Consider the following 21,580-nt stretch of genomic DNA (forward strand, 5'->3'; position numbering starts at 1 on the left):
TTCTTCCTTCAAAAAGAACGATTTATCAATAATGCGCCCACCTCGGCATGAGGCGGGCTTTTCAGATACTTACTTATTCAGCTAAATTACTTCGCTTTTGCCGTCACGATTGCATCGATAACGTTTTTCGGCGCTTCGGAGTAGTGCTTGAATTCCATCGTGTAAGTTGCACGACCTTGCGTTGCAGAACGCAGGGAAGTCGAGTAACCGAACATTTCGGACAAAGGCACTTCCGCCTTGATGATCTTACCGCCACCACCAGGGATCTCGTCCATACCTTGCACCATACCGCGACGTGAAGACAAATCACCCATCACTGTACCAGCATAGTCTTCCGGCGTTTCCACCTCAACCGCCATCATAGGCTCCAGGATGACTGGACTGGCTTTACGGCAACCATCTTTAAACGCCATCGAACCCGCCATACGGAAAGCGTTTTCGTTGGAGTCGACGTCATGGTAAGAACCGAAGAACAGGGTTACTTTAACGTCAACCACTGGGTAGCCAGCCAATACGCCGGATGCCAGCGTTTCGATAACGCCTTTTTCTACCGCAGGGATGTATTCACGAGGAACAGTACCGCCCTTGATCGCGTCAACGAATTCAAAGCCCTTGCCTGGTTCTTGCGGTTCGATCTTCAGAACAACGTGACCATACTGACCGCGACCACCGGATTGCTTAACGAACTTACCTTCGATCTCTTCGCAAGTCTTGCGAATAGTTTCGCGGTAGGCAACCTGTGGTTTACCAACAGTCGCTTCCACGCCGAATTCGCGCTTCATGCGGTCAACGATAATTTCCAGATGCAGCTCGCCCATACCACCGATGATGGTCTGTCCGGACTCTTCATCTGTCTTCACGCGGAAAGACGGATCTTCCTGCGCCAGACGGTTCAATGCCAGACCCATTTTTTCCTGGTCAGCCTTAGTCTTAGGCTCAACTGCCTGAGAAATAACCGGCTCAGGGAAAACCATGCGTTCCAGAGTGATGATGGAAGCTGGATCGCACAAGGTTTCACCGGTAGTCGCCTCTTTCAAACCAACAGCCGCAGCGATATCGCCGGCGTGCACTTCTTTAATTTCTTCACGCTGGTTGGCATGCATCTGCAAAATACGACCGAGACGCTCTTTCTTGTTCTTGTTCGGGTTGTAGACTGTATCGCCCGACTTGATCATACCGGAGTACACACGGAAGAAGATCAATTGGCCAACGAACGGATCCGTCATGATCTTGAACGCCAAAGCGGAGAACTTCTCAGTATCTTCTGCTTTACGTGTAGTTGGCTCATCATCTTCATCCAGACCGGACACTGGTGGAATATCCACTGGTGATGGCAGGTATTCAATAACGGCGTCCAACATGGCTTGTACACCCTTGTTTTTAAACGCAGTACCGCACAGCATAGGCACGATTTCAGCAGCGATCGTACGAGCACGGATAGCCGCCTTGATCTCGACTTCGGACAAATCGCCTTCTTCCAGGTATTTGTTCATCAGATCTTCATTGGCTTCGGCCGCAGCTTCCACCATTTTTTCACGCCACTCAGCCGCTTGCGCTTGCAATTCAGCAGGAATCTCACGGTAGTCGAATTTCATACCCTGAGATGCGTCATCCCAATAGATTGCCTTCATCTTGACCAGATCGACCACACCGAGGAAGTTCTCTTCCGCGCCGATAGGGATTTGCATCAAGATTGGGTTAGCCTTCAGGCGCGCGCGCATTTGCTCGTACACCTTGAAGAAGTTCGCACCGGTACGATCCATCTTGTTGACGAACGCCAGACGTGGAACCTTGTACTTGTTAGCCTGACGCCATACAGTTTCAGACTGCGGCTGCACACCACCTACCGCACAGTAAACCATGCAGGCGCCATCCAATACACGCATGGAACGCTCAACTTCAATCGTGAAGTCGACGTGACCTGGCGTATCAATAATATTGATGTGATGCTCAGGGAAATTGTTCGCCATGCCTTTCCAGAAGCATGTCGTTGCAGCAGAGGTAATGGTAATACCGCGTTCCTGCTCTTGCTCCATCCAGTCCATGGTAGCCGCGCCATCATGCACTTCACCGATTTTGTGGTTTACACCGGTATAGAACAAAACGCGCTCAGTTGTCGTCGTTTTACCAGCATCAATGTGAGCCGAAATACCGATATTGCGGTAGCGCTCAATGGGGGTCTTACGGGCCATAGCTAATCCTAAATCTTTTAATGGACAAAACCGAGCGCAATTTTTCGTGAAAATTACGCCCGGCCTGATTCAAAATACTTGCCAGAACTGCTGCATTAATCACAACTCCGATCAAGCACAACAGCTCCCTACTCTTACTCTTAGAAACGGAAGTGGGAGAAAGCTTTATTCGCTTCTGCCATACGATGCACTTCATCGCGCTTCTTCATTGCGCCGCCGCGGCCTTCTGCTGCTTCCAGCAATTCGCCACCCAAACGTTGCGGCATCGATTTTTCGCTGCGCTTGTTAGCAGCTTCACGCAACCAACGCATGGACAAGGCCAGACGACGAACTGGTCGAACTTCAACCGGCACCTGGTAGTTAGCACCGCCAACACGGCGCGATTTAACTTCAACCAGTGGCTTAGCGTTGTTGATTGCCAGCGCAAATACTTCCAATGGATCCTTACCAGATTTTTGCTGGATGTGATCGAATGCACCGTAGATAATGCCTTCAGCAACAGACTTCTTGCCGGACAACATCAATACGTTAACAAATTTTGCAACTTCTACATTGCCGAACTTTGGGTCCGGCAGAATGTCCCGTTTCGGGACTTCACGACGACGTGGCATTTCAATTCCTTTCAATCTTCAGTTGAGCATCGAGCAACAATTCACTCCACGCTCGCGGCAAGCCATCATAACCCGCCACTTACTCGACCCATTCGGGACCGACACTGATCCGTAATAGCTTACGGAGATTAAATTACGAGATTATTACTTCTTAACAGCCTTAGCACGCTTCGCACCGTATTTGGAACGAGCTTGCTTACGGTCTTTAACGCCTTGAGTATCCAAAGCACCGCGAACCATATGGTAACGAACACCCGGTAAATCCTTTACACGACCACCGCGCAGCAATACCACGCTATGTTCCTGCAAGTTATGACCTTCACCGCCGATGTACGAAATCACTTCGAAACCGTTAGTCAGACGTACTTTGGCAACCTTACGCAAAGCCGAGTTAGGCTTTTTTGGGGTTGTAGTATAAACACGGGTACATACGCCGCGTTTTTGCGGGCTGTTTTCCAGCGCCGGAGATTTGCTCTTGACACGTGCAGAAACACGTGGCTGGCGAATCAGTTGATTGATGGTTGGCATCGCTCTTAATTCCAACAAAATACAACGTTAAAACACAATCCCGGAAACGGTTGCCCGGGGACTTAAATCCATTTTTATGCCCCAATGATGCAGGACAAGCCCGATTCTTTACTTAGTATGCCGACCACATTTTGTGAGAAAACGTGCAAGCCATAGACCATCCAAAATCGAGAACTCGCAAGTTTAAACCCTAAACAATAAGACTGTCAATCTGTTTGTTTTGCAGGAAGCTGCTGGCAAATCAAGCAGTTACGCGCGTCAGCGACGGAGTGGGGCTTATAGAATAGATGGTTTGAGGAGGATTGCAAGGAGAAACATCGGGCATTATTTGAACAAATCCGTGTCAAAAATTTCGTAACAATACCCGGGCAAAACGCACCGGACAGCATAAATCATTTATATTGACGCGCTCTATTCGTCTTTGACCGGCACCAAGGTCGCTAAACAGCTTCATTTCAGCTTCATTTACCAGACCGTCACACTCAGGATCGCTATGCCGTTGTTGCAGCCTGCTGCCTTATTTATTCTGGTCAGCTACTTTTTATTGTCCGCACTACCCTTCTTCCCCATCTTGTTGGGCAAGCCGGTTGAGCAAGCCTGGCACATCATTACCCTGGAATTGCTCACCTGGCTGGGAGTCTGGTCGCTCTGCAAACGGCCGCGCTGGTTTCACTGGTTATTGCTGCCGGCCTTTTTCGCGGTTCCGACTGAATTGTATTTGCGCCTGTTTTTTGGACAAGGTATTTCTACCCACCATTTAGGCATCATTGCCGAAACCAGCCCTAAAGAAGCCCTGGAGTTTCTCGGCAACAAAGTCTGGCTGCTCCTGATCGTTTTAATCGCCGTCGTTGCATGGTGGTGGAGCCTACTCGCACTCAGCAAGCGCACTAAAACGCTGGACTGGACGCACAGCTCACGCTGGCTGGCGATGCTGGTCATCCTGTCCGGCCTGGCCGTCTGGGTCTACGGACAGCAAATTGGCATCAAGCCTGTGCCAGCGAAAACCAGCGCAAGTGCCGGCTCAAACACAGCCGACGCGTCAGAAGACAGTAAAGAAGAGGAAACTGGCGAAGATAACGCCTCAGCACCAGCGTCGCCCGCACCGCAGGCATCCACCTACGTCGGTAAACAATGGGCAAAATTATTGCCGCAACTCCCCAAGCTAGCGCATTGGGCGGCGCTTCCTTACGACGAAGAACTCTTTGCCCGTACCTGGCCTTTTGGTCTGGTTGTGCGCGGCATCGATTTTTGGAACGAGCGCAGCTACCTGTCGCAGCTCGCCGACAAAAGCAGCGAATTCGAGTTCAAAGCCTACCAGACCGGCGATCAGAGCCAACCGCAGATCGTGGTGGTGGTAATCGGCGAATCTTCGCGCTATGACCGCTGGAGCCTGAACGGCTACGAGCGCGACACCAATCCCCTGCTCAAGCTGGAAAGCAATCTGGTCAGCTTCAGCGATGTCGTGACGGCGGTTGCCGCCACCCGCCTGTCGGTACCTATCATCGTTTCGCGCAAACCGGCGGCGCAAAGCCTGAAGGCAGGATTCTCCGAAAAATCCTTCATCAGCGCCTTTAAGGAAGCAGGCTTTAAAACTTTCTGGCTATCGAATCAGATGAGCTTCGGTCAATTTGATACGCCGACCTCGGTATTTGCCAAAGAAGCCGACGTAACGCAATTCCTGAATCTGGGCGGCTTTACCAATAGCTCGAATTTTGATCAGATCCTACTGGAACCGATGAGCAACGCCATGCGCGATGCGGCGCCGAAAAAACTGATCGTGCTACATACGCTGGGCAACCATTGGAACTACAGCCATCGCCATCCCAAAGAATATGATCACTGGAAGCCATCCCTGTTCGGCATTGCCAATCCCGCCTATACCGACCTGAAAAACAAGCAGGCGCTGAATAACAGCTACGACAATTCCATTCTGTACACCGACTGGCTACTGTCCGAGGTGATACAAAAACTCAAGGCCAGCGAACAGGTGACGTCGATGCTGTACGTCTCGGATCACGGACAGACCTTGTATGACGGCACCTGCAACCTCGCCTTTCATGGACATAACACCCAGTACGAATTCCATATCCCGGCTTTCATGTGGTATTCCGATGCCTATCAGGCACAGCATCCGGAAAAAATCCGTCAGCTACGCAAACATCAGAACGCCAAACTATCGACAGAAAACGTGTTCCATTCGCTGCTCGATCTGGCCGACATTCACTATCCGGGCGAGCGTCTGGAGTGGAGTTTTTTAAACGCCAGATGGCAACGTCATATCCGCTACGTCGACAGTTATGGCTGGACGAATTACGACAACGCGACCTTCAAAGGCGATTGCCGCGAAGTGATGGACAAAAAAACGCCTATGTCACAAGAAAAATAGGGAGTATCCATATAGAGCCATCTAGTCCGCTTGATTTAACTGGATGTTTTATATAAACATCGGTGTACTGAATACCAGTATATTTATCATCCCTCAATGCCATCGCAACATACAACGCCGATTGCATTCAATCTGGATAGCAATCGGTGTGCCGGTATGCGCCGGATTTCGTTCGTTGAATTTTTTAAAGCTGGCAATCCATACAAAAAGTCCGGCAACTACAGTCGTGCAGTGATCCTCGTGCAAACCCATGTGCAATTTTGCGCGATTTATTCCGGCATTATTTACAGCATCATTTACCGCACTACCTAATCTCCCTTACACTGGGGCCATGCCTCGCGAGACACTTCCTGCCCTGACCATACAATCGACTTCACCTGTCACTATTCGCCTGACGGGTGCATGGCGCGCCCACACCTTGAGCGACCGTCAGACCATGCAAACGATCAGCCAGCAATTGCACGAGCTGTGTTCGCCGCTCAATCGCGAACTGCATTGGGATCTCAGCAGCATCAGCGCGCTCGACCATATAGGCGCGCAATTGCTGTGGCAAGCCTGGGGCAAGCTGCGCCCTGCACAGTTAGCGCTGCAACCCTGCCATGAAGGTTTGCTGGTCAGGCTGGAAGAAGTCAGCAAACTCGCCGTCCCACGACCGCCCAAAGAACGGCTGACCCGCGTGATGCGGCTGGGGGTCATCATGCTGGGCTTTTTTGAGCATGTGATCGGCCTGATCGCGTTGCTCGGTCAATTGATGCTGGATTTGTTGCGCTTCGCCCGTCATCCGCTCAAAGGCCCGTGGAAAGAAATTTCTGCGAATCTGTATCGCACCGGCTTTCAGGCACTCGGCATTACGGCCCTGGTCGGCGTCTTGATCGGGATCGTACTGTCGTATTTGTCGGCGCAACAATTGCGCACCTTTGGCGGCGACCTGTATATCGTGAATATTCTCGGCATGAGTATCGTCCGCGAGCTAGGCCCTTTACTGGCGGCGATTCTGGTGGCCGGTCGCTCCGGCTCGGCAATTACGGCCCAGCTTGGCGTCATGCGGGTCACCGAAGAACTCGATGCGATGCGGGTCATGGGTATACCGCATGGTTTCCGCCTGATCATGCCCAGGGTATTGGCGCTCGCCATCGCCATGCCTTTACTGGTGATCTGGACCGATGTCATGGCACTGACCGGCGGCATGCTCGCTGCGCAATACCGACTGGGCATGTCGCCGGAATTTTTCCTGCATAAATTGCCGGAGGCCGTCGCGCTGGTAAATTATTGGATAGGCTTATTGAAGGGCGTGACTTTCGGCATCCTGATCGCGCTGGTCGGCTGTCATTTTGGCCTGCGTGTCAAGCCGAATACCGAGAGCCTGGGACAAGGCACCACCAGCTCAGTCGTCATCTCGATTACCATCGTGATCATTGCCGATGCGGTATTCGCCATTCTGTTCAGCCAGGTGGGCTATTGATGGATAAAGTCATTACCAGCTATGCAGCACCGGGAGCCGCGGCAGCCGATAATGCGCATCCCGTCATCGATATTCAGGGATTGCGCACCCAGTTCGGCCGGGCCGTGGTGCACGACAATCTGCAACTCCAGGTCAGGCAGGGCGAAATCCTGTCGATCGTCGGCGGTTCGGGGTCGGGTAAAACCGTCTTGATGCGCCAGATGCTGGGGCTGGAAAAACCAAGCCGCGGCAGCATCAGGGTATTCGACGAAGACATTCACGCGCCAACAGCCGACAACCTGGATTTCCTGCGACGCCGCTCCGGCATGCTGTTCCAGAATGGCGCTTTGTATTCGGCGCTGACGGTGTTCGATAATGTCGCACAGCCGATGCGCGAAATGGGTACCTTGTCCGAGAGCCTGATTGCCGACATGGTGTATTTAAAATTACATATGTCGGGAATCGCTTTTGAACACGCGCGCAAAATGCCGTCCGATTTATCCGGCGGCATGGTCAAGCGGATTGCGCTGGCCCGCGCGCTGGCTCTCGATCCCGAATTATTGTTTTTGGATGAGCCGACTGCCGGACTGGATCCGGATCGTTCTGACAGCTTCGTCAGCCTGATCCAGGCGCTGCATCAACAATTGAATCTGACCGTCGTCATGGTGACGCATGATCTGGACACCCTATTCGCCCTGTCGAACCGGATCGCGGTACTCGCAGAAAAGAAAGTCGTCACTATCGGTGCACCGCAGGAAGTCGTGCAATTCCAACACCCGTTTATCGAAAAATTCTTCCTCGGCGGTCGCGGCATCCGCGCCATGGAAGTCTTTGCGCCTGCAGGCGCTGAAGGAGTAACACCGTAATGGAAAACCGATCACATGCTTTGATGGCGGGCTTTTTCACCATTGCCTTGCTGGTGCTGAGCACGGTATTTGCGCTCTGGCTGGGCAAGGACAAAATCAAACGCACACCGTATGAGATTGCCACCAAACTGTCAGTCGCAGGACTCAATGTACAAGCGGCGGTGCGCTACAAAGGGATCAAGGTCGGCAATGTCAGCAGCATCAATTTCGATCCGGCGGTGCAAGGTCAGATTTTGCTGGAAATCGACGTGGTCAGCGACACCCCGGTCACACCCGACACCTATGCTACCCTGGCTTACCAGGGTGTCACAGGGATCGCTTATGTACAGCTTGACGAGGACAATGTGCATGCGCCGCACGGCGCTTTAATTGCAGCGAACGGCGATGCGCCGGTACGCATCCCGCTCAGGCCGGGCATGCTGCAAAATTTAGAGGAGCGCGGCATGGCGATCCTGAAACAAACCGAAGAACTCACCGCGCGCATCAACACCCTGCTTGATCCGGACCATCAAAAAGCCGTTACCAGCGCCATCGAGAATATCGGCAAAGCGGCGGCGGCGTGGCAAATGGTACCGGACAGACTCAGCCCGACCCTGGATAAGTTGCCGGCGCTGGCTGAGCAAACCCAAAGCACGCTGGCCGCCGTCAAAGCACTGTCAGGCGACGCCAGCAAACTCAGCAATAACCTGAACCAGTTCGCTACCAGCATGCAAGCCGCCGATGGCCCTCTGGCGAAACTGAACAATTCGGTGGAGCAGATCAGCACCAGTGTCAGCCAGGACACCTTACCAAAAATCAATGCGGTAACCAGCGATGCGCGCAGCAGCTTACGCGCTATCAACCGCACCACGGATGCGCTGAACGAGCGTCCGCAAAGCCTGTTGTTTGGCAATCCGGCTATACCGCCGGGTCCGGGTGAGAGCGGATTCGCCCCATCCCGATAAGCAACACAGTTATGCTCAATTACGTTACGCCTGTAACCAAGGAATTGTTATGAAGCATCGAAATATTACCTGCCTGTTAAGCCTGATCTCCTGCACCCTGCTGTTACAAGCCTGTGCCAGCCAGGTGCCGGTCAAGCAAAGCTACGATTTTGGAGCGATGCCGGCAAGCGGATCAAGCGTGCCATCCAGCAGTCCATCGTCACCTGCTCAGGCGAATTTTGCGATCAGTCTGGCTGACATCAACGCGCCAGGCTCGCTCGATAGCAATGCCATGCTGTACCGCCTCGAATACGACAATGCCCAGCAAGCGCGCCCGTATTCTCAGCACCGCTGGAGTATGCCGCCCGCGCAATTGCTGACCCAGCGCTTAAAAGCCCGCATCGCCGAGGCCGGCGGCAGCGTGGTATCGGCGCGCGATGGCGTCGGCAATTTACCGCTGCTGCAAATCGATCTCGATGAATTTTCACAAGTATTTTCATCCAGTTCGGCAAGTGCCGCGCAAATACAGATCCGCGCGACGGTCGTCAAAGGACGTTCGCTGCTGGCCCAGCGCAGCTTTGCCCGGCAGATTGCGGCACCGGGCGCGGATGCGCCGGGCGGCGCCAAGGCCATGGTGATCGCCAGCGATGCCATGATCGCCGACCTGCTGGCCTGGCTGCATACCCTGCCGCTACGCTAGTCACTGCAATCATCAGATATCGATGTCCATGCCGATGGAAGAGCCGAACACCATTCACAGTCCCGAAGCATCGCTCGACGACCTGCTCGCCGAACGACCAGCCTCGCCGTTCGCCAGGGCGGCGCTACTGGCCTATGTATTCCTGATCGTGTATGCCAGCCTGTATCCGTTTTCCGGCTGGCAGAACGATAATCTGGCAGCCTTATCTGATTTGATCCGGCAATGGCCGCGCTACTGGACGGCCTTCGATGCACTGACCAATGTGCTGGGTTATATCCCGCTCGGGATGTTGATCGTGTTTGCGCTGTACCCGGTGTGCCGCCGCAGTTTCTCGGTGGCGATCGCCTCTGTTGCGGGTGCCCTGTTATCCGCCAGCATGGAGATTACTCAATATTTCTTACCCAGCCGGGTGACCTCATTATTGGATTTCCTGACCAATGCAGGGGGCGCGCTGATCGGTGCGCTGATCGGTGCGCTGATGATCCCGCTGCTGCTGGAAAAAGGTCGCCTGCGGCTGCTGCGAAAACGCTGGCTGTATAACGAGGCCACCAGGGAAATCCTGGTGCTCGGTCTATGGCCGATGGCGCAAATTTATCCGCAAGCGTATTTATTCGGGCTGGGGCAGATCCTGCCGATACTGTCGTTCTGGATTAATGATTTTTTTGATATATCGATTGATCTCGGCAGTTTCCTGATCAATGACATGGACCTGAGCCCCGAGCAGTTTTTGCTGGCGGAGACGATTATTACGGCATGCGGCTGCACCGGTGCCGTCTTGATTTCGCTGTCTATCCTGAGTCGCCATGCGCCGAAAGTCCGGCTGGCGGGATTACTGTTAGCCGCAGCGATTTGCGCCAAGGCGCTGGCAAGCGCCATCCTGTTTAAACCCGAATTCGCCTTCTCCTGGCTGACCCCCGGCGCCCAGGGCGGCCTGGTGATCGCGCTCATCATGCTGTACGGCTTTTCGTTCGCACCGCATCATGTACAGCGTCGCCTGGCAATCCTGATGCTATCGATCAGTTTGATCGTCGTGAATCTGATTCCTATCAACCCCTACTTCATCGTCACCTTGCAAACCTGGGTGCAAGGGAAGTTCCTGAACTTCAATGGGGCAGCGCAATTTTTGTCCTTGCTGTGGCCATTTCTGATGCTGTGGATCTTGCTGAATAAAAAATTACCGGATCGCAAGTAGAGCGATTTTTTTCTCCAGCAAGTACCAGTCAACGTCTGAACAGGCGCTAGCGTGTATCATACTGGCTCACTTCAGACACACTGACCCATCATGGCTGACACTCCCTATTTTGAAAAACACGTGTTTTTTTGCATGAACCAACGTGAGGACGGCCGCCCTTGCTGCATGGATCGCGGCGCGCAGGCAGCCCAGGAACACGCGAAAAAGCGTATCAAACAACTCGACCTGAACGGTCACGGCAAAATCCGCATCAACAAGGCGGGTTGCCTGGATCGCTGCGAAGAAGGCCCGGTCATGGTGATCTACCCGCAAGGCACCTGGTACACCTTTATCGATCAATCCGATATCGACGAAATTATCGAAGTCGATCTGGTCGGCGGCGGCACCGTCGAGCGCCTGAAAATCTGACGATGAACGCCCACACGGAACACTTCATGATCGCGGGCGCAGTTGGCCAGCTCGAATGCGCCCTCGATCTGCCCGAGCCAGAACAATTTGCGCTACCACGCGGACTGGCGCTGGTCGCCCATCCGCATCCGCTGTTCGGCGGCAGCATGGATAACAAGATAGCGCAGACGCTGGCACGCGCCTTCGTCGCGCTGGGCTATGTCTCGGTCCGCATGAACTTCCGCGGCGTCGGCAAATCCGAAGGGGTACATGATCACGGTGCCGGCGAAACGGATGACATGGGACTGCTGCTCACGCACATGCGTCAACGCTACCCCGAACTGCCGCTGGCACTGGGCGGTTTTTCTTTCGGCACCTTTGTACAGTCGCAATTACAGCAAAGACTGACAGCGCAAGGCACTCCCGCAGAGCGGCTCGCCCTGGTCGGCACCGCGGCCGGCAAATGGCCCCTGCCCGAGGTTCCCGCGAATACCATCCTGATTCATGGCGAACTCGATGAGACGATTCCGCTGCAAGCCGTGTTCGACTGGGCGCGTCCGCAGGATATTCCTGTCATCGTGATCCCGGGCGCCGATCATTTTTTTCACCGCAAGCTGCAACATATCAAAAATTATGTGGTCAACTTGTGGGATAAACCCGAGATCAATTCAATTTAGCAATTCAACTTCTGCATTTAAATGAATACCGAATCAATGAAAAAATTCTTCGCATCACTACTCAGCATCGGCACCCTTGCTGCCAGCCTTCTCAGCAGCGATATCGCTACTGCGCAAAGCCTGCTGCCAGCGCCGACGATCGCCGCCAAATCCTGGCTCTTGCTCGACGCCACCAGCAATCAGGTCATCGCCTCGCAAGACCCGGGCTTGCGTATAGAACCGGCATCGCTGACCAAGATCATGACGGCCTACCTGGTGTTCTCAGCGATCAAAGACAAAAAACTCGATCTGAACCAGAGCGTGAATGTCTCCACCCGCGCATGGAAGGTCGATGCCAGCAGCTCCAAGATGTTTATCGAACCGAACAAACCCGTCACCATCAATGAATTGCTGTACGGCCTGATCGTCCAGTCCGGTAACGACGCAGCGGTTGCGCTGGCAGAAGCGGTGGCCGGCAGCGAAGAGGCATTCGTCGTGCAGATGAATCGCGAAGCCGATCGCATCGGCCTGAAATCTACCCATTTTGCCAATTCGCACGGCTTGCCCAGCCCGGAAAACTATTCCACTGCACAAGATTTATCCCTATTGGCCGCACGTCTGATCGCCGATCATCCTGAGTTTTATAAAACCTATTACTCGACCAAGAGCTATACCTACAACAAAATCACCCAGCCCAACCGTAATCGCCTATTGTGGCTGGATCCAACCGTCGATGGCATGAAAACCGGCCACACCGAAGCCGCAGGATATTGCCTGGTCTCGTCGTCGGTCCGCCCCAACGGCAGCGGCCAGCGCCGCCTGATTTCTGTGGTCACCGGCACCGCCAGCGACCAGGTACGCGCGCAAGAAAGCCTGAAATTATTGAACTGGGGCTTCCTCAATTTTGATACCCTCAAACTCTACGAAAAAGGCCAGGCCATCGCCACGCCGGAAATCTGGAAAGGCACCCAAGCCCAGATCAAAATCGGCTTCAACCGCGATCTGTATGTCACCCTGCCAAAAGGTGCGGCTGCCAAGTTAAAACCGGCATTGGAACGCAAAGACCCGCTGGTCGCCCCGCTTGCCCTGAATGACAAAGTAGGCACGGTAAAAATGATGTTGGATGGCAAACCCATCGCGGAATTTCCGGTACTCGCACTCGAGCAAGTCGCGCAAGCCAGCATCTTCGGACGTGCCTGGGATTCGCTGCGATTATTGTTTAAGTAATCCTGATACCACAATAGAAACGGGGCTGAGCCCCGTTTTTTTATTCTGCAAACACTTTACGAACTACTGAAATACGCTCACCAACATCGGCTTATTTGATGGTGAGGGATTGAATTGCCGGGGGTGAATGCAAACTGTTTTATCCAATCTCCACTGGTTTATGTTTAGTTTATCTACTTTAAATTAAATTCATTCCTTATTTGCATAACCTTGCATCAGCTTCTGTGTGAGAATTTATGCATCGTCTTTTTCATCACTAACCATCCCATCACATCATGAACGATCCCCTTGTTTACCTGAACGGCAGCCTGACACCACTCTCCGAAGCCAAGATCCCGGTACTCGATCGCGGCTTTATTTTTGGCGACGGTGTCTATGAAGTGATTCCGGTGTATGGGCGCAAGATGTTTCGCGCCGATCAGCATCTGGCGCGGCTGTTCCGTAGTCTGGCGTCTATCGGTATTCCAAATCCGCATGACAAGGCCGGCTGGCTGGCGTTGATTGCGCAGGTCATGGATGCGCATCCTGCCGACGATCAGATGGTGTACTTGCAAGTCACGCGTGGCGTGGCGAAGCGGGCGCATGCGTTTCCGCAAGAGATGGTGCCGACCGTGTTCATCATGACCAATCCGATTGTCTTGCCATCCGACGAAGTGCGCGCCAAAGGGGTGGTTTGCGTCTCGATGGAAGACAAGCGCTGGTTGCGTTGCGAGATCAAATCGATCTCTTTGCTGGGCAATGTGCTGGCGGCGCAAAACGCGGCTGAACAGGGTGCGACCGAGAGCATCCAGTTCCGCGACGGCTTGTTGACCGAGGCGTCGGCATCGAACGTCTGGATCGTCAAAGACGGCGTGCTGGCGGCCCCCCCCAAAGACAATCTGATTTTGGAAGGCATCCGTTACGGCCTGATCGAAGACTTGTGCGCCGCCAATGGCATTCCGCTGCAAGCCCGTAAAATCACGCGGGAAGAAGTGTTCGCTGCCGATGAGGTGTTATTGTCTTCGGCGACCAAAGAAGTGCTTGCGGTCGTCAAGTTAGACGAGCAGACTATTGGAAACGGCGCGCCCGGCCCCATCTACCAGAAACTGTATGCGGCCTATCAATTGAGCAAAGCCGCTTAATTTTCTGATTTATTACTATGTCCAACCAAATCCTCCCCCCTGTCGATCCTGCTGAAAGCCTGATCGAGTATCCCAGCGACTTCCCTATCAAGATCATGGGGGCGATGCATGACGCTTTTGCGCAAACGATCCTGGAAGTGGTGGTGACGCATGATCCGACTTTCCATGCCGGCAAGATGGAGTTGCGCCCCTCATCCAAGGGCAATTATCTGGCGATCACCGTCACGATCGTTGCGACCAGCCGCGAGCAACTGGATAATTTATATCGCGAGTTGTCCGGTCATCCCATGGTTAAAATGGTGCTGTAACCGTCACGGCATCCACCCATACTCCCACCCAGTATAAAAACAGCCCGCTCGCAGATAGTGCGGAGCGGGCTGTTTTTATAGAAGGACATAGGGGAGTATCTGTTCGACAGCAAAGTTATGCAAAATTTGTACGACGCACTTACTTGCCGATTTCTTCCAGTAGCCACGCCCGGAACGCCTTGACCTGGGGCTTCTCCATCGCATGCGCTGCATACACCAGGTGATAGGACACCGGACTCGGTATCGAGATATCAAACAAACGCACCAATGATCCGTTTTCAATATCCGACCGCACAATCGCATGGCGCCCCAGCGCGATCCCCTGCCCATCGACGGCGGCTCGCGACAAAATCGAGGCATCCTGAAAAACCAGCCCACTGGTCGGCTCCTCATTATCCAGGCCCGCCGCACGGAACCACGGCTCCCACGGCTCTTCATCACAGCGTAGCAAATGCGATGTCGCCAATTCGGCTGGCGTTTGAGGCAGTTGCCCACCGTGATAGTGGGGACTCACCACAGGGTAATAATAATCGCCCATCAAGAGTTCGCTGACCAGGCCGGGATAATTGCCAAGGCCGAAACGGATGCCGATATCGATCGATTCGCGGTTGAAATCCGCCAGCTGATTGCTCGACTGCAAACTCACTTCCAGGTCGGGGTAATGCTCGATAAAGCGCCCCAGGCGCGGCGACAACCAGCGCGCTGCAAACGAGGGCAAGGCCGTGATCGCCAGACGCGGCTGCTGTTGCCGCACTTTCAGCAATTCGGCAGCCTTGGCGATCTCGCCCAAGGCCGTGCGTATGGTATTGGCGAATTGCTCGCCGTCCGGCGTAATCGCGATGCGCTTGCCGTGGCGGATGAACAAGGCGACACCCAGCTCCTCCTCCAAGGCCCTGACCTGATGACTGATCGCACCGTGGGTCAGATGCACTTCATCGGCAGCCCGTGAAAAATTCTGATGCCGTGCCGCCGCCTCAAACGCGCGTAGCGCCGCTAAATTCGGCAAGCGTCGAAACTCACTCATATCGCCTTCATCCCGATGATCAATTTCGATTGGTTTTGCATCAAATCCATTGTCAGATAATTTATATGTGAATTAAATTAGCAAGAGACTCAAAAATTACTCGTTTTGCAGATGCTATTTAAGCACCTACAATGCTTTCATCGCAGCGCAATAAATGATTTTCACTCTCTAATAATCACAACAACGCTGATTTTAATGCAATAAAACAAGGAGTCTTGAAATGATAAATAATTTCGCAAACCCATCTTACACCATTCCATCCGGCGAGACCGTTTCCGGCACATTAGCGCAAGCACGCCGTATCGAGATCGCCTGTGGTCGCGTCTGGCTGACCATTGCCGGCGAGGAACATGACTTCTGGCTGTCGGCCGGCGATTCAGTCAATCTCCCGGCCAACCGTCTGATCGTGATCGAATCCGATCAGCAAGCCAGTTTGATTGAATTGTCCGACGTAGTCGAATTGACGACTGGCGCACCAGCCAACCAGCATGCATCCCTGAACGTCGCTCGCTACCTGCAAAAATTGTCGCAAAAACTGCGCGACCAGGTATTTGCCTGATTCACAGCATTCGCTGCAATGGCGAACGAGCGGGGTGCAAAATGCTACACTAGCGCCCTATGTTAGAAACCTCAGAAACCAGTCGGCCCTCCGCCGCGCTGCGGATCGTCCGCCGCGGTAGGGAAGATTATCAAACCAGCTTCGATGCCATGCGCGCCTTTACCGATGCGCGCAGCGCCGATACGCCAAATGAATTCTGGATTGTGGAACATCCACCGGTGTTTACCCTGGGCCTGGGCGCGGACCAGTCGCATGTTCTGGCAGCCCACCATATCCCCGTAGTACAAACTGATCGCGGCGGTGAAGTTACTTATCACGGCCCCGGCCAGGCCGTGATTTATCTGCTGATGGATCTGCGCCGCAGCCATCCCAAGGCACGCCTGTTTGCACGCGAATTCGTCAACAAAATAGAACAAGCCGTGATCGACACGCTGGCAGCGTATAATCTGGCTGGCGAGCGCAAGGCAGGTGCGCCCGGCATCTATGTCAGCGAGGGCGAATTTGCCGGCGCCAAAATCGCCGCGCTGGGCCTCAAAGTCCGCGGCAATGGCTGCACCTATCATGGCGTTTCATTGAATGTCGAGATGGACCTGACGCCGTTTTCCTGGATCAATCCTTGCGGCTATGCGGGTCTGGCCACCGTCGATATGACAACCCTGGGGGCGACAGCAGCACTGGCCGATGTCCAGCATACCCTCGCTCAACATTTGCAAGATCTTTTGACTTCGTAATTACTCAGCACCATGACAACCGAAAACACACCCGTCTCCGCAACTGCTTCCAGCCCAGCTTACGATCCGACCGAGAAACAAAAAGGCGCCAGCAAAACTGCGCGCATCCCGATCAAGATCGTACCGATGGAGCGCCTGCCGAAGCCAGACTGGATCCGTGTTAAAGCCGGTTCGCCCACCACCCGTTTTTACGAAATCAAAGACATCCTGCGCGCCAATAATCTGGTGACCGTCTGCGAAGAAGCATCCTGCCCGAATATCGGCGAATGCTTCGGCAAAGGTACGGCGACCTTCATGATCATGGGCGACAAATGCACGCGCCGCTGCCCGTTCTGCGACGTCGGTCACGGCCGCCCCGACCCGCTTGACGTCAACGAGCCGCTGAACCTGGCGAAAACCATCGCCGCACTCAAGCTCAGTTACGTCGTGATCACCTCGGTTGATCGCGACGATCTGCGCGATGGCGGCGCCGCGCATTTTGCGGAATGCATCACCAAGATCCGCGAACTGTCGCCGTCAACCCGCATCGAAATCCTGACCCCGGATTTCCGTGGCCGCATGGACCGTGCGCTAGAGATTTTGAATCTGGCACCGCCGGACGTGATGAACCACAATCTCGAAACCGCACCGCGCCTCTACAAAGAAGCCCGTCCGGGTTCCGATTATGAATACTCACTGAATCTGCTCAAGCGTTTTAAAGAACAGCATCCAAACACCCCGACCAAATCCGGCATCATGGTCGGCCTCGGCGAAACCGACGAAGAAATTCTGCAAGTCATGCGCGACATGCGCGCCCACAATGTCGACATGCTGACCATCGGCCAATACCTGGCACCCAGCGGCCACCATTTACCGGTGCGCCGTTATGTACACCCGGATGTGTTCAAGATGTTTGAAGAAGAAGCCTACAAAATGGGTTTCGCACATGCTGCGGTCGGTGCAATGGTTCGTTCGAGTTACCATGCAGATCAGCAGGCACATGGCATCGGTTGATGTGTGAACGACCAGTAAATAATGAGACAAATCAGTAAATGGTGAGATAAATCATTGGGTGTTTTTTAAAGCGATAACGCATTGCCGTTTTAAATCAACAACTTCCGACTATTTGATAACGCATCGAATAGGAAACTCCACACCAAAGCGTGCATGTCCAGCATATAGATGAAAAGTATGCCGGAAGGATTGAAAAATCTGTCTCGCGATTTACTGAATTTTTTCTCACGAGCTATTGAAGAATTAACGACCAAAAGGGACGATTTGTCTCATTTACTCCTGAATGTTCACATAAATTGGATACTGAGAAAAAAATAAAAATCATCCGGATTTTGATGACTGTCGGGATCACGCCTTTTGCTTTATTCATGACACTTATAATTGTTCAAGTTATTCTGTTCGGCGGCGGGGACAGCTTGCTCCCTGTTATTGTGGCTGCAGCTTGTTATCTATGTTCTTGCGTAATCTTGATCCCGAGTCTTTTTTGGCATTTTTTATTAACTTTGCGAGATCAACATTCAACAACTCACCGAATGTCCCTCCTTAGAAACATCTCATTGTTAACTCTTGCAACGCCATTTATTCTTGTAATATTCGTGCACCTTTACCACTGGAAGCTGTTTGTTTGAGTCTGGATAACGAGACTAAACCGTCGCAACCCGATAAGCGAAGTTCAGCGCGACCAATACCAATAAAGCGGCGAACGCCCTCTGTATCGTATCCTCGCGCAGATGCCGGGCGATCTGTCGCCCTGCCAGCATGCCGAGCGCAGAGCTGACCATGAAAAACGCCGTGAACTCCAGCGGGATCACGGCACCATGCAAGACAGCGCTGCCGACACCCGCGCTGCCAACCAGGGCAATCACCAGTAAAGAAGTTGCCACCGCGCCGTGCATGCTGACATTGGTATAGCGGCGCAGCATCGGCACGATCACGAATCCGCCACCGACACCTAATAGTCCGGTGATAAAACCCGCAACGCCGCCGATGCTTGCGATCACCACGCTGGTCGTTAAAGTCCAGTCAAATCGCCCCGTCGCCGTATTGATACACAACAGCGCTGGCGCATTCGACGTTGGTGCAGTGACAGGTGCGGAGCCATTGATCAGACGCACGGCGACGACCAGCAGGATCCCGGCGAACACAGCCATCAGCCAGGTTTGCGATAATTGATGCGCCACCAGGACGCCGGCTGAAGTCAGCGGCATGCCGACCAGCGCCATGATGATCGCGGCGCGATACCGTACCAGCTTTTTACGAAACCCCTCTACCGCGCCGACCAGCGCACCCGCAGTGACTGCCAACAAAGCCACGGGCATCGCTTGCTGCATCTGCCATCCCATCGCCTCGACCAGCGCAGGAACGGCGATGATGCCGCCGCCAGCGCCGGTCAAGCCCATCACCGCGCCGACGACCAGACCTATGATTAAGGCAAACAGGATGCTCATTTTTTGACTCGGTTATACCGCATTAGGATGGCGAAAAAATAGTGTCCGGCTAGGTGCGCCTGCGTTCCAACCAGTTGAACAAGCTCATGCCGGCGACCATCGCGACCACGAAAACTGCGCCCTTCAATACGCCTGCGCCCAGCAGCACAATTGCCGGCCCCGGACAAATCCCGGCCAGGCCCCAGCCCGCGCCGAATAGCACACTGCCGATCACCAGACGACGATCAATCAAACGGCTGGCCGGGATCATCAAGGGCAAACCCAGCAACGATTTTTGCCAGGTACGCACGATGGCAAACGCCCCACCTGCTACCAAGATCGCACCCGCCATTACCAATCCCAACGACGGATCCCAACTGCCGGCCACATCAAGAAAACCCAGTACTTTGGCCGGATCGGCCATTCCTGCGACAATCAGACCGACGCCAAAAATCAATCCGGCAATCAAGGCAAAAAGTATCGTCATCATGCCGCTCCCGTCATACGCAGGACAAGATGCCGCACCAGATACACCACCAGAAAACCCGATCCCATAAAAGTCGCCGTCGCCACCAGCGAACGCACAGAAAAACGCGACAAGCCGCAGACGCCGTGGCCGCTGGTACAACCCGAGCCATAGCGCGTGCCGACGCCGACCAACAAACCCGCGACCACCAGGGTCAGCCAATCCGCATCGACCGTCACCGCCGGCAATCGGGCAAACCAGCGTAACAGGAGCGGCGCCAGCAACAGGCCTGCCACAAACGCAGCGCGCCATTGCCAGTCGCGGCGCACAGGCTGCAATAGCCCCGCCAAGATCCCGCTGATGCCGGCGATCCGCCCATTAAAGCTCATCAACAAGGCCGCTGCCAGGCCGATCAAGGCACCGCCGGCAAGCGCAGTCCAGGGTGTAAAAACTTGCCATGCAATCGTCATCAGAATTTCTCCGCCATTACATACTCCCAATCAAATTTCATAAAACCGGCTTAGAACCGCTTTATTCATTGCGGATTAAAAATATACTCCATCCTGTATTGCAATTACTCAGGGCAATACAAGGAATACATCAGCTCTAAAAGATGCAAGACCTTGGGATCCGCCACCGAGTAGTAAATACGCTTGCCATCGCGTCGCGTATCGACCAGTCCCTCGGCACGCAACACGCCCAGTTGCTGCGACAAACTAGGTTGATGCAGGTCCAGCAGTTCTTCCAGCTCGCTGACCGATTTTTCGCCCTGGCTGAGCTGACACAGCAAGAGCAGGCGATCCTCGTTCGCCAGTGCACGCAAGGTGCTGGTAGCGGCTTGTGCCGCGCTGCGCATTTGCGCAATATCAATGAGTTGGTCGGTTGCCATAAGAATTAAACACAATTTATTTGACTACATTCTATATTTTGATATTATGTAAGTCAATATATTATTATTGAGTAGAATATGAAAGCCCCAATGAAAGCGCAGATACAAGCCTTCTTTGATCGAATCACCTGCACGGTCAGTTATGTCGTGTTCGATACGGATGGCGGACGCGCCGCCGTGATCGATAGCGTGCTGAATTACGACCACAAATCCGGCCGTACCAGCACCGCTTCGGCCGACCAGATCCTGCAATTTATCCGCGACCATCAATTGCAGCTCGACTGGATTTTAGAAACCCACGCGCACGCCGATCACCTGTCCGCCGCGCATTATCTGCAAGAAAAAATCGGCGGCAAAATCGCGATCGGGGCGCATATCAATCAAGTGCAAAAAGTATTCAAGGGATTGTTTAATCTCGAATCGAGTTTCGCGATTGACGGTTCGCAGTTCGATTATTTATTTGCCGAAGATGAGGAATTCCAGATCGGCAGCCTGACCGCCAAAGCCTGGTTCGTGCCGGGTCACACGCCTGCTGACATGGCTTACCAGATCGGCGATGCGGTCTTTGTCGGCGACACTTTATTCATGCCTGACGTGGGCACTGCGCGCTGCGACTTCCCGGGCGGCGATGCCCATTTGCTGTATCAGTCGATCAAGAAATTGTTGGCGCTGCCCGAACCGACCAGGCTGTTTATGTGTCACGATTACCCGCCGGATGAACGCGCTGCGCAATGGATGTGCACCGTCGCCGACCAGCGCAAGCAGAATATCCATGTGCATGATGGCGTCAGCGAAACCGCTTTCATTGCGATGCGCACCAAGCGCGATGCCAGCCTTGAGATGCCGCTGCTGATTTTGCCATCGGTGCAAGTGAATATTCGTGCCGGCGCGTTACCGCCGGCAGAAGACAACGGGGTACGGTATTTAAAAATTCCGCTGAACGGCATTTAAGG

The 21,580-nt window shown here is 53.7% G+C and carries 24 protein-coding genes; 16 read left to right on the forward strand and 8 right to left on the reverse strand.

Annotation, left to right across the window (positions count from 1 at the left end):
* Positions 1 to 86: 86 nt before the first annotated feature.
* The 3 genes from fusA to rpsL all read right to left on the reverse strand — a co-directional run bounded on the left by fusA (position 87) and on the right by rpsL (position 3,331).
* The gene (gene fusA / locus LPB67_RS17965; protein WP_262838687.1) at positions 87 to 2,192 is read right to left on the reverse strand and encodes an elongation factor G; all 2,106 of its coding nucleotides are present in this window, start codon (positions 2,190 to 2,192) and stop codon (positions 87 to 89) included.
* Between the two features lie 140 nt (positions 2,193 to 2,332).
* The gene (gene rpsG / locus LPB67_RS17970; protein WP_262838688.1) at positions 2,333 to 2,803 is read right to left on the reverse strand and encodes a 30S ribosomal protein S7; all 471 of its coding nucleotides are present in this window, start codon (positions 2,801 to 2,803) and stop codon (positions 2,333 to 2,335) included.
* A 144-nt stretch (positions 2,804 to 2,947) separates the two neighbouring features.
* Complete coding sequence (gene rpsL, locus LPB67_RS17975; protein ID WP_110258019.1) at positions 2,948 to 3,331, reverse strand: 30S ribosomal protein S12; 384 nt, start codon at positions 3,329 to 3,331, stop codon at positions 2,948 to 2,950.
* Between the two features lie 493 nt (positions 3,332 to 3,824).
* Between rpsL and LPB67_RS17980 the strand changes: the two genes are divergently transcribed.
* The 12 genes from LPB67_RS17980 (at position 3,825) to LPB67_RS18035 (ending at position 14,538) form a co-directional block, all read left to right on the forward strand.
* Positions 3,825 to 5,717, forward strand: coding sequence for a phosphoethanolamine transferase (locus tag LPB67_RS17980; protein ID WP_262838689.1), 1,893 nt, complete (start codon positions 3,825 to 3,827; stop codon positions 5,715 to 5,717).
* A 96-nt stretch (positions 5,718 to 5,813) separates the two neighbouring features.
* Entirely contained in the window at positions 5,814 to 6,029 is a 216-nt protein-coding gene (locus tag LPB67_RS17985; RefSeq protein WP_262838690.1) for a hypothetical protein, read from the forward strand.
* A 19-nt stretch (positions 6,030 to 6,048) separates the two neighbouring features.
* On the forward strand, positions 6,049 to 7,179 hold the full coding sequence (locus LPB67_RS17990) for an MlaE family ABC transporter permease (RefSeq protein WP_410482761.1): 1,131 nt from the start codon (positions 6,049 to 6,051) through the stop codon (positions 7,177 to 7,179).
* The gene (locus LPB67_RS17995; protein ID WP_262838691.1) at positions 7,179 to 8,024 is read left to right on the forward strand and encodes an ABC transporter ATP-binding protein; all 846 of its coding nucleotides are present in this window, start codon (positions 7,179 to 7,181) and stop codon (positions 8,022 to 8,024) included. Before LPB67_RS17990 ends, LPB67_RS17995 begins: the two co-directional genes overlap by 1 nt.
* A complete protein-coding gene (locus LPB67_RS18000) occupies positions 8,024 to 8,968 on the forward strand; it encodes an MlaD family protein (protein WP_262838692.1) in 945 nt (314 codons plus the stop codon). Before LPB67_RS17995 ends, LPB67_RS18000 begins: the two co-directional genes overlap by 1 nt.
* A gap of 49 nt (positions 8,969 to 9,017) precedes the next feature.
* A complete protein-coding gene (locus LPB67_RS18005) occupies positions 9,018 to 9,647 on the forward strand; it encodes a PqiC family protein (RefSeq protein WP_262838693.1) in 630 nt (209 codons plus the stop codon).
* A 22-nt stretch (positions 9,648 to 9,669) separates the two neighbouring features.
* A complete protein-coding gene (locus tag LPB67_RS18010; protein WP_316685295.1) occupies positions 9,670 to 10,839 on the forward strand; it encodes a VanZ family protein in 1,170 nt (389 codons plus the stop codon).
* A gap of 90 nt (positions 10,840 to 10,929) precedes the next feature.
* Positions 10,930 to 11,247, forward strand: coding sequence for a (2Fe-2S) ferredoxin domain-containing protein (locus LPB67_RS18015; RefSeq protein WP_262838694.1), 318 nt, complete (start codon positions 10,930 to 10,932; stop codon positions 11,245 to 11,247).
* Positions 11,248 to 11,249: 2 nt separating this feature from the next.
* Positions 11,250 to 11,903 (forward strand): alpha/beta hydrolase, encoded by a 654-nt coding sequence (locus LPB67_RS18020; protein WP_262838695.1) that lies wholly within the window; start codon positions 11,250 to 11,252, stop codon positions 11,901 to 11,903.
* Positions 11,904 to 11,939: 36 nt separating this feature from the next.
* Entirely contained in the window at positions 11,940 to 13,109 is a 1,170-nt protein-coding gene (locus LPB67_RS18025; protein ID WP_262838696.1) for a D-alanyl-D-alanine carboxypeptidase family protein, read from the forward strand.
* Positions 13,110 to 13,384: 275 nt separating this feature from the next.
* Complete coding sequence (locus tag LPB67_RS18030) at positions 13,385 to 14,230, forward strand: D-amino acid aminotransferase (protein WP_262838697.1); 846 nt, start codon at positions 13,385 to 13,387, stop codon at positions 14,228 to 14,230.
* A gap of 17 nt (positions 14,231 to 14,247) precedes the next feature.
* Complete coding sequence (locus LPB67_RS18035) at positions 14,248 to 14,538, forward strand: DUF493 family protein (RefSeq protein ID WP_262838698.1); 291 nt, start codon at positions 14,248 to 14,250, stop codon at positions 14,536 to 14,538.
* A 139-nt stretch (positions 14,539 to 14,677) separates the two neighbouring features.
* On the opposite strand, the gene gcvA is transcribed toward LPB67_RS18035, so the two are convergent.
* Positions 14,678 to 15,562 carry a transcriptional regulator GcvA gene (gcvA, locus tag LPB67_RS18040; RefSeq protein WP_262838699.1) on the reverse strand — a complete coding sequence of 295 codons (885 nt, stop codon included), beginning with the start codon at positions 15,560 to 15,562 and terminating at the stop codon, positions 14,678 to 14,680.
* A 220-nt stretch (positions 15,563 to 15,782) separates the two neighbouring features.
* Here gcvA and LPB67_RS18045 point away from each other — a divergent pair, with 220 nt between their 5' ends.
* From LPB67_RS18045 to lipA, 3 genes are read left to right on the forward strand one after another with little or no spacing between them, the layout of a single operon-like run.
* A complete protein-coding gene (locus LPB67_RS18045; protein WP_262838700.1) occupies positions 15,783 to 16,121 on the forward strand; it encodes a DUF2917 domain-containing protein in 339 nt (112 codons plus the stop codon).
* Between the two features lie 59 nt (positions 16,122 to 16,180).
* Positions 16,181 to 16,852: a lipoyl(octanoyl) transferase LipB gene (gene lipB, locus LPB67_RS18050; RefSeq protein WP_262838701.1), complete on the forward strand. Its 672-nt coding sequence runs from the start codon at positions 16,181 to 16,183 to the stop codon at positions 16,850 to 16,852.
* 12 nt (positions 16,853 to 16,864) lie between these two features.
* A complete protein-coding gene (gene lipA, locus LPB67_RS18055; RefSeq protein WP_262838702.1) occupies positions 16,865 to 17,845 on the forward strand; it encodes a lipoyl synthase in 981 nt (326 codons plus the stop codon).
* Between the two features lie 644 nt (positions 17,846 to 18,489).
* Here the strand turns inward: lipA and LPB67_RS18060 are convergent.
* From LPB67_RS18060 to LPB67_RS18075, 4 genes are all read right to left on the reverse strand, one after another.
* Positions 18,490 to 19,287: a sulfite exporter TauE/SafE family protein gene (locus LPB67_RS18060; protein WP_262838755.1), complete on the reverse strand. Its 798-nt coding sequence runs from the start codon at positions 19,285 to 19,287 to the stop codon at positions 18,490 to 18,492.
* Between the two features lie 55 nt (positions 19,288 to 19,342).
* Positions 19,343 to 19,759 carry a DUF6691 family protein gene (locus tag LPB67_RS18065; RefSeq protein ID WP_262838704.1) on the reverse strand — a complete coding sequence of 139 codons (417 nt, stop codon included), beginning with the start codon at positions 19,757 to 19,759 and terminating at the stop codon, positions 19,343 to 19,345.
* Positions 19,759 to 20,208 (reverse strand): YeeE/YedE family protein, encoded by a 450-nt coding sequence (locus LPB67_RS18070; RefSeq protein ID WP_262838705.1) that lies wholly within the window; start codon positions 20,206 to 20,208, stop codon positions 19,759 to 19,761. The genes LPB67_RS18065 and LPB67_RS18070 overlap by 1 nt, the downstream gene beginning before the upstream one ends.
* A gap of 104 nt (positions 20,209 to 20,312) precedes the next feature.
* On the reverse strand, positions 20,313 to 20,627 hold the full coding sequence (locus LPB67_RS18075) for an ArsR/SmtB family transcription factor (RefSeq protein WP_262838706.1): 315 nt from the start codon (positions 20,625 to 20,627) through the stop codon (positions 20,313 to 20,315).
* 90 nt (positions 20,628 to 20,717) lie between these two features.
* On the opposite strand from LPB67_RS18075, the gene LPB67_RS18080 reads away from it, so the two are divergent.
* A complete protein-coding gene (locus LPB67_RS18080) occupies positions 20,718 to 21,578 on the forward strand; it encodes an MBL fold metallo-hydrolase (protein WP_262838756.1) in 861 nt (286 codons plus the stop codon).
* The last annotated feature ends 2 nt before the right edge of the window (positions 21,579 to 21,580 follow it).

It is taken from the genome of Undibacterium sp. Jales W-56, from assembly GCF_025548535.1.
GTDB lineage: Bacteria > Pseudomonadota > Gammaproteobacteria > Burkholderiales > Burkholderiaceae_D > Undibacterium.

What these genes read in the sequence shown, in the direction of transcription:
- LPB67_RS17995 (WP_262838691.1), top strand. Translation starts at nt 7,179, where the DNA reads ATGGATAAAGTCATTACCAGCTATGCAGCACCGGGAGCCGCGGCAGCC.
- lipA (WP_262838702.1), top strand. Translation starts at nt 16,865, where the DNA reads ATGACAACCGAAAACACACCCGTCTCCGCAACTGCTTCCAGCCCAGCT.
- rpsL (WP_110258019.1), bottom strand. Translation starts at nt 3,331, where the DNA reads ATGCCAACCATCAATCAACTGATTCGCCAGCCACGTGTTTCTGCACGT.
- fusA (WP_262838687.1), bottom strand. Translation starts at nt 2,192, where the DNA reads ATGGCCCGTAAGACCCCCATTGAGCGCTACCGCAATATCGGTATTTCG.
- LPB67_RS17990 (WP_410482761.1), top strand. Translation starts at nt 6,049, where the DNA reads ATGCCTCGCGAGACACTTCCTGCCCTGACCATACAATCGACTTCACCT.
- LPB67_RS18020 (WP_262838695.1), top strand. Translation starts at nt 11,250, where the DNA reads ATGAACGCCCACACGGAACACTTCATGATCGCGGGCGCAGTTGGCCAG.
- LPB67_RS18005 (WP_262838693.1), top strand. Translation starts at nt 9,018, where the DNA reads ATGAAGCATCGAAATATTACCTGCCTGTTAAGCCTGATCTCCTGCACC.
- LPB67_RS18045 (WP_262838700.1), top strand. Translation starts at nt 15,783, where the DNA reads ATGATAAATAATTTCGCAAACCCATCTTACACCATTCCATCCGGCGAG.
- LPB67_RS18070 (WP_262838705.1), bottom strand. Translation starts at nt 20,208, where the DNA reads ATGACGATTGCATGGCAAGTTTTTACACCCTGGACTGCGCTTGCCGGC.
- LPB67_RS18080 (WP_262838756.1), top strand. Translation starts at nt 20,718, where the DNA reads ATGAAAGCGCAGATACAAGCCTTCTTTGATCGAATCACCTGCACGGTC.
- LPB67_RS18035 (WP_262838698.1), top strand. Translation starts at nt 14,248, where the DNA reads ATGTCCAACCAAATCCTCCCCCCTGTCGATCCTGCTGAAAGCCTGATC.
- LPB67_RS18065 (WP_262838704.1), bottom strand. Translation starts at nt 19,759, where the DNA reads ATGACGATACTTTTTGCCTTGATTGCCGGATTGATTTTTGGCGTCGGT.
- LPB67_RS18075 (WP_262838706.1), bottom strand. Translation starts at nt 20,627, where the DNA reads ATGGCAACCGACCAACTCATTGATATTGCGCAAATGCGCAGCGCGGCA.
- LPB67_RS18010 (WP_316685295.1), top strand. Translation starts at nt 9,670, where the DNA reads ATGTCCATGCCGATGGAAGAGCCGAACACCATTCACAGTCCCGAAGCA.
- rpsG (WP_262838688.1), bottom strand. Translation starts at nt 2,803, where the DNA reads ATGCCACGTCGTCGTGAAGTCCCGAAACGGGACATTCTGCCGGACCCA.
- LPB67_RS17980 (WP_262838689.1), top strand. Translation starts at nt 3,825, where the DNA reads ATGCCGTTGTTGCAGCCTGCTGCCTTATTTATTCTGGTCAGCTACTTT.
- gcvA (WP_262838699.1), bottom strand. Translation starts at nt 15,562, where the DNA reads ATGAGTGAGTTTCGACGCTTGCCGAATTTAGCGGCGCTACGCGCGTTT.
- LPB67_RS18025 (WP_262838696.1), top strand. Translation starts at nt 11,940, where the DNA reads ATGAAAAAATTCTTCGCATCACTACTCAGCATCGGCACCCTTGCTGCC.
- LPB67_RS17985 (WP_262838690.1), top strand. Translation starts at nt 5,814, where the DNA reads ATGCCATCGCAACATACAACGCCGATTGCATTCAATCTGGATAGCAAT.
- LPB67_RS18030 (WP_262838697.1), top strand. Translation starts at nt 13,385, where the DNA reads ATGAACGATCCCCTTGTTTACCTGAACGGCAGCCTGACACCACTCTCC.
- LPB67_RS18015 (WP_262838694.1), top strand. Translation starts at nt 10,930, where the DNA reads ATGGCTGACACTCCCTATTTTGAAAAACACGTGTTTTTTTGCATGAAC.
- lipB (WP_262838701.1), top strand. Translation starts at nt 16,181, where the DNA reads ATGTTAGAAACCTCAGAAACCAGTCGGCCCTCCGCCGCGCTGCGGATC.
- LPB67_RS18000 (WP_262838692.1), top strand. Translation starts at nt 8,024, where the DNA reads ATGGAAAACCGATCACATGCTTTGATGGCGGGCTTTTTCACCATTGCC.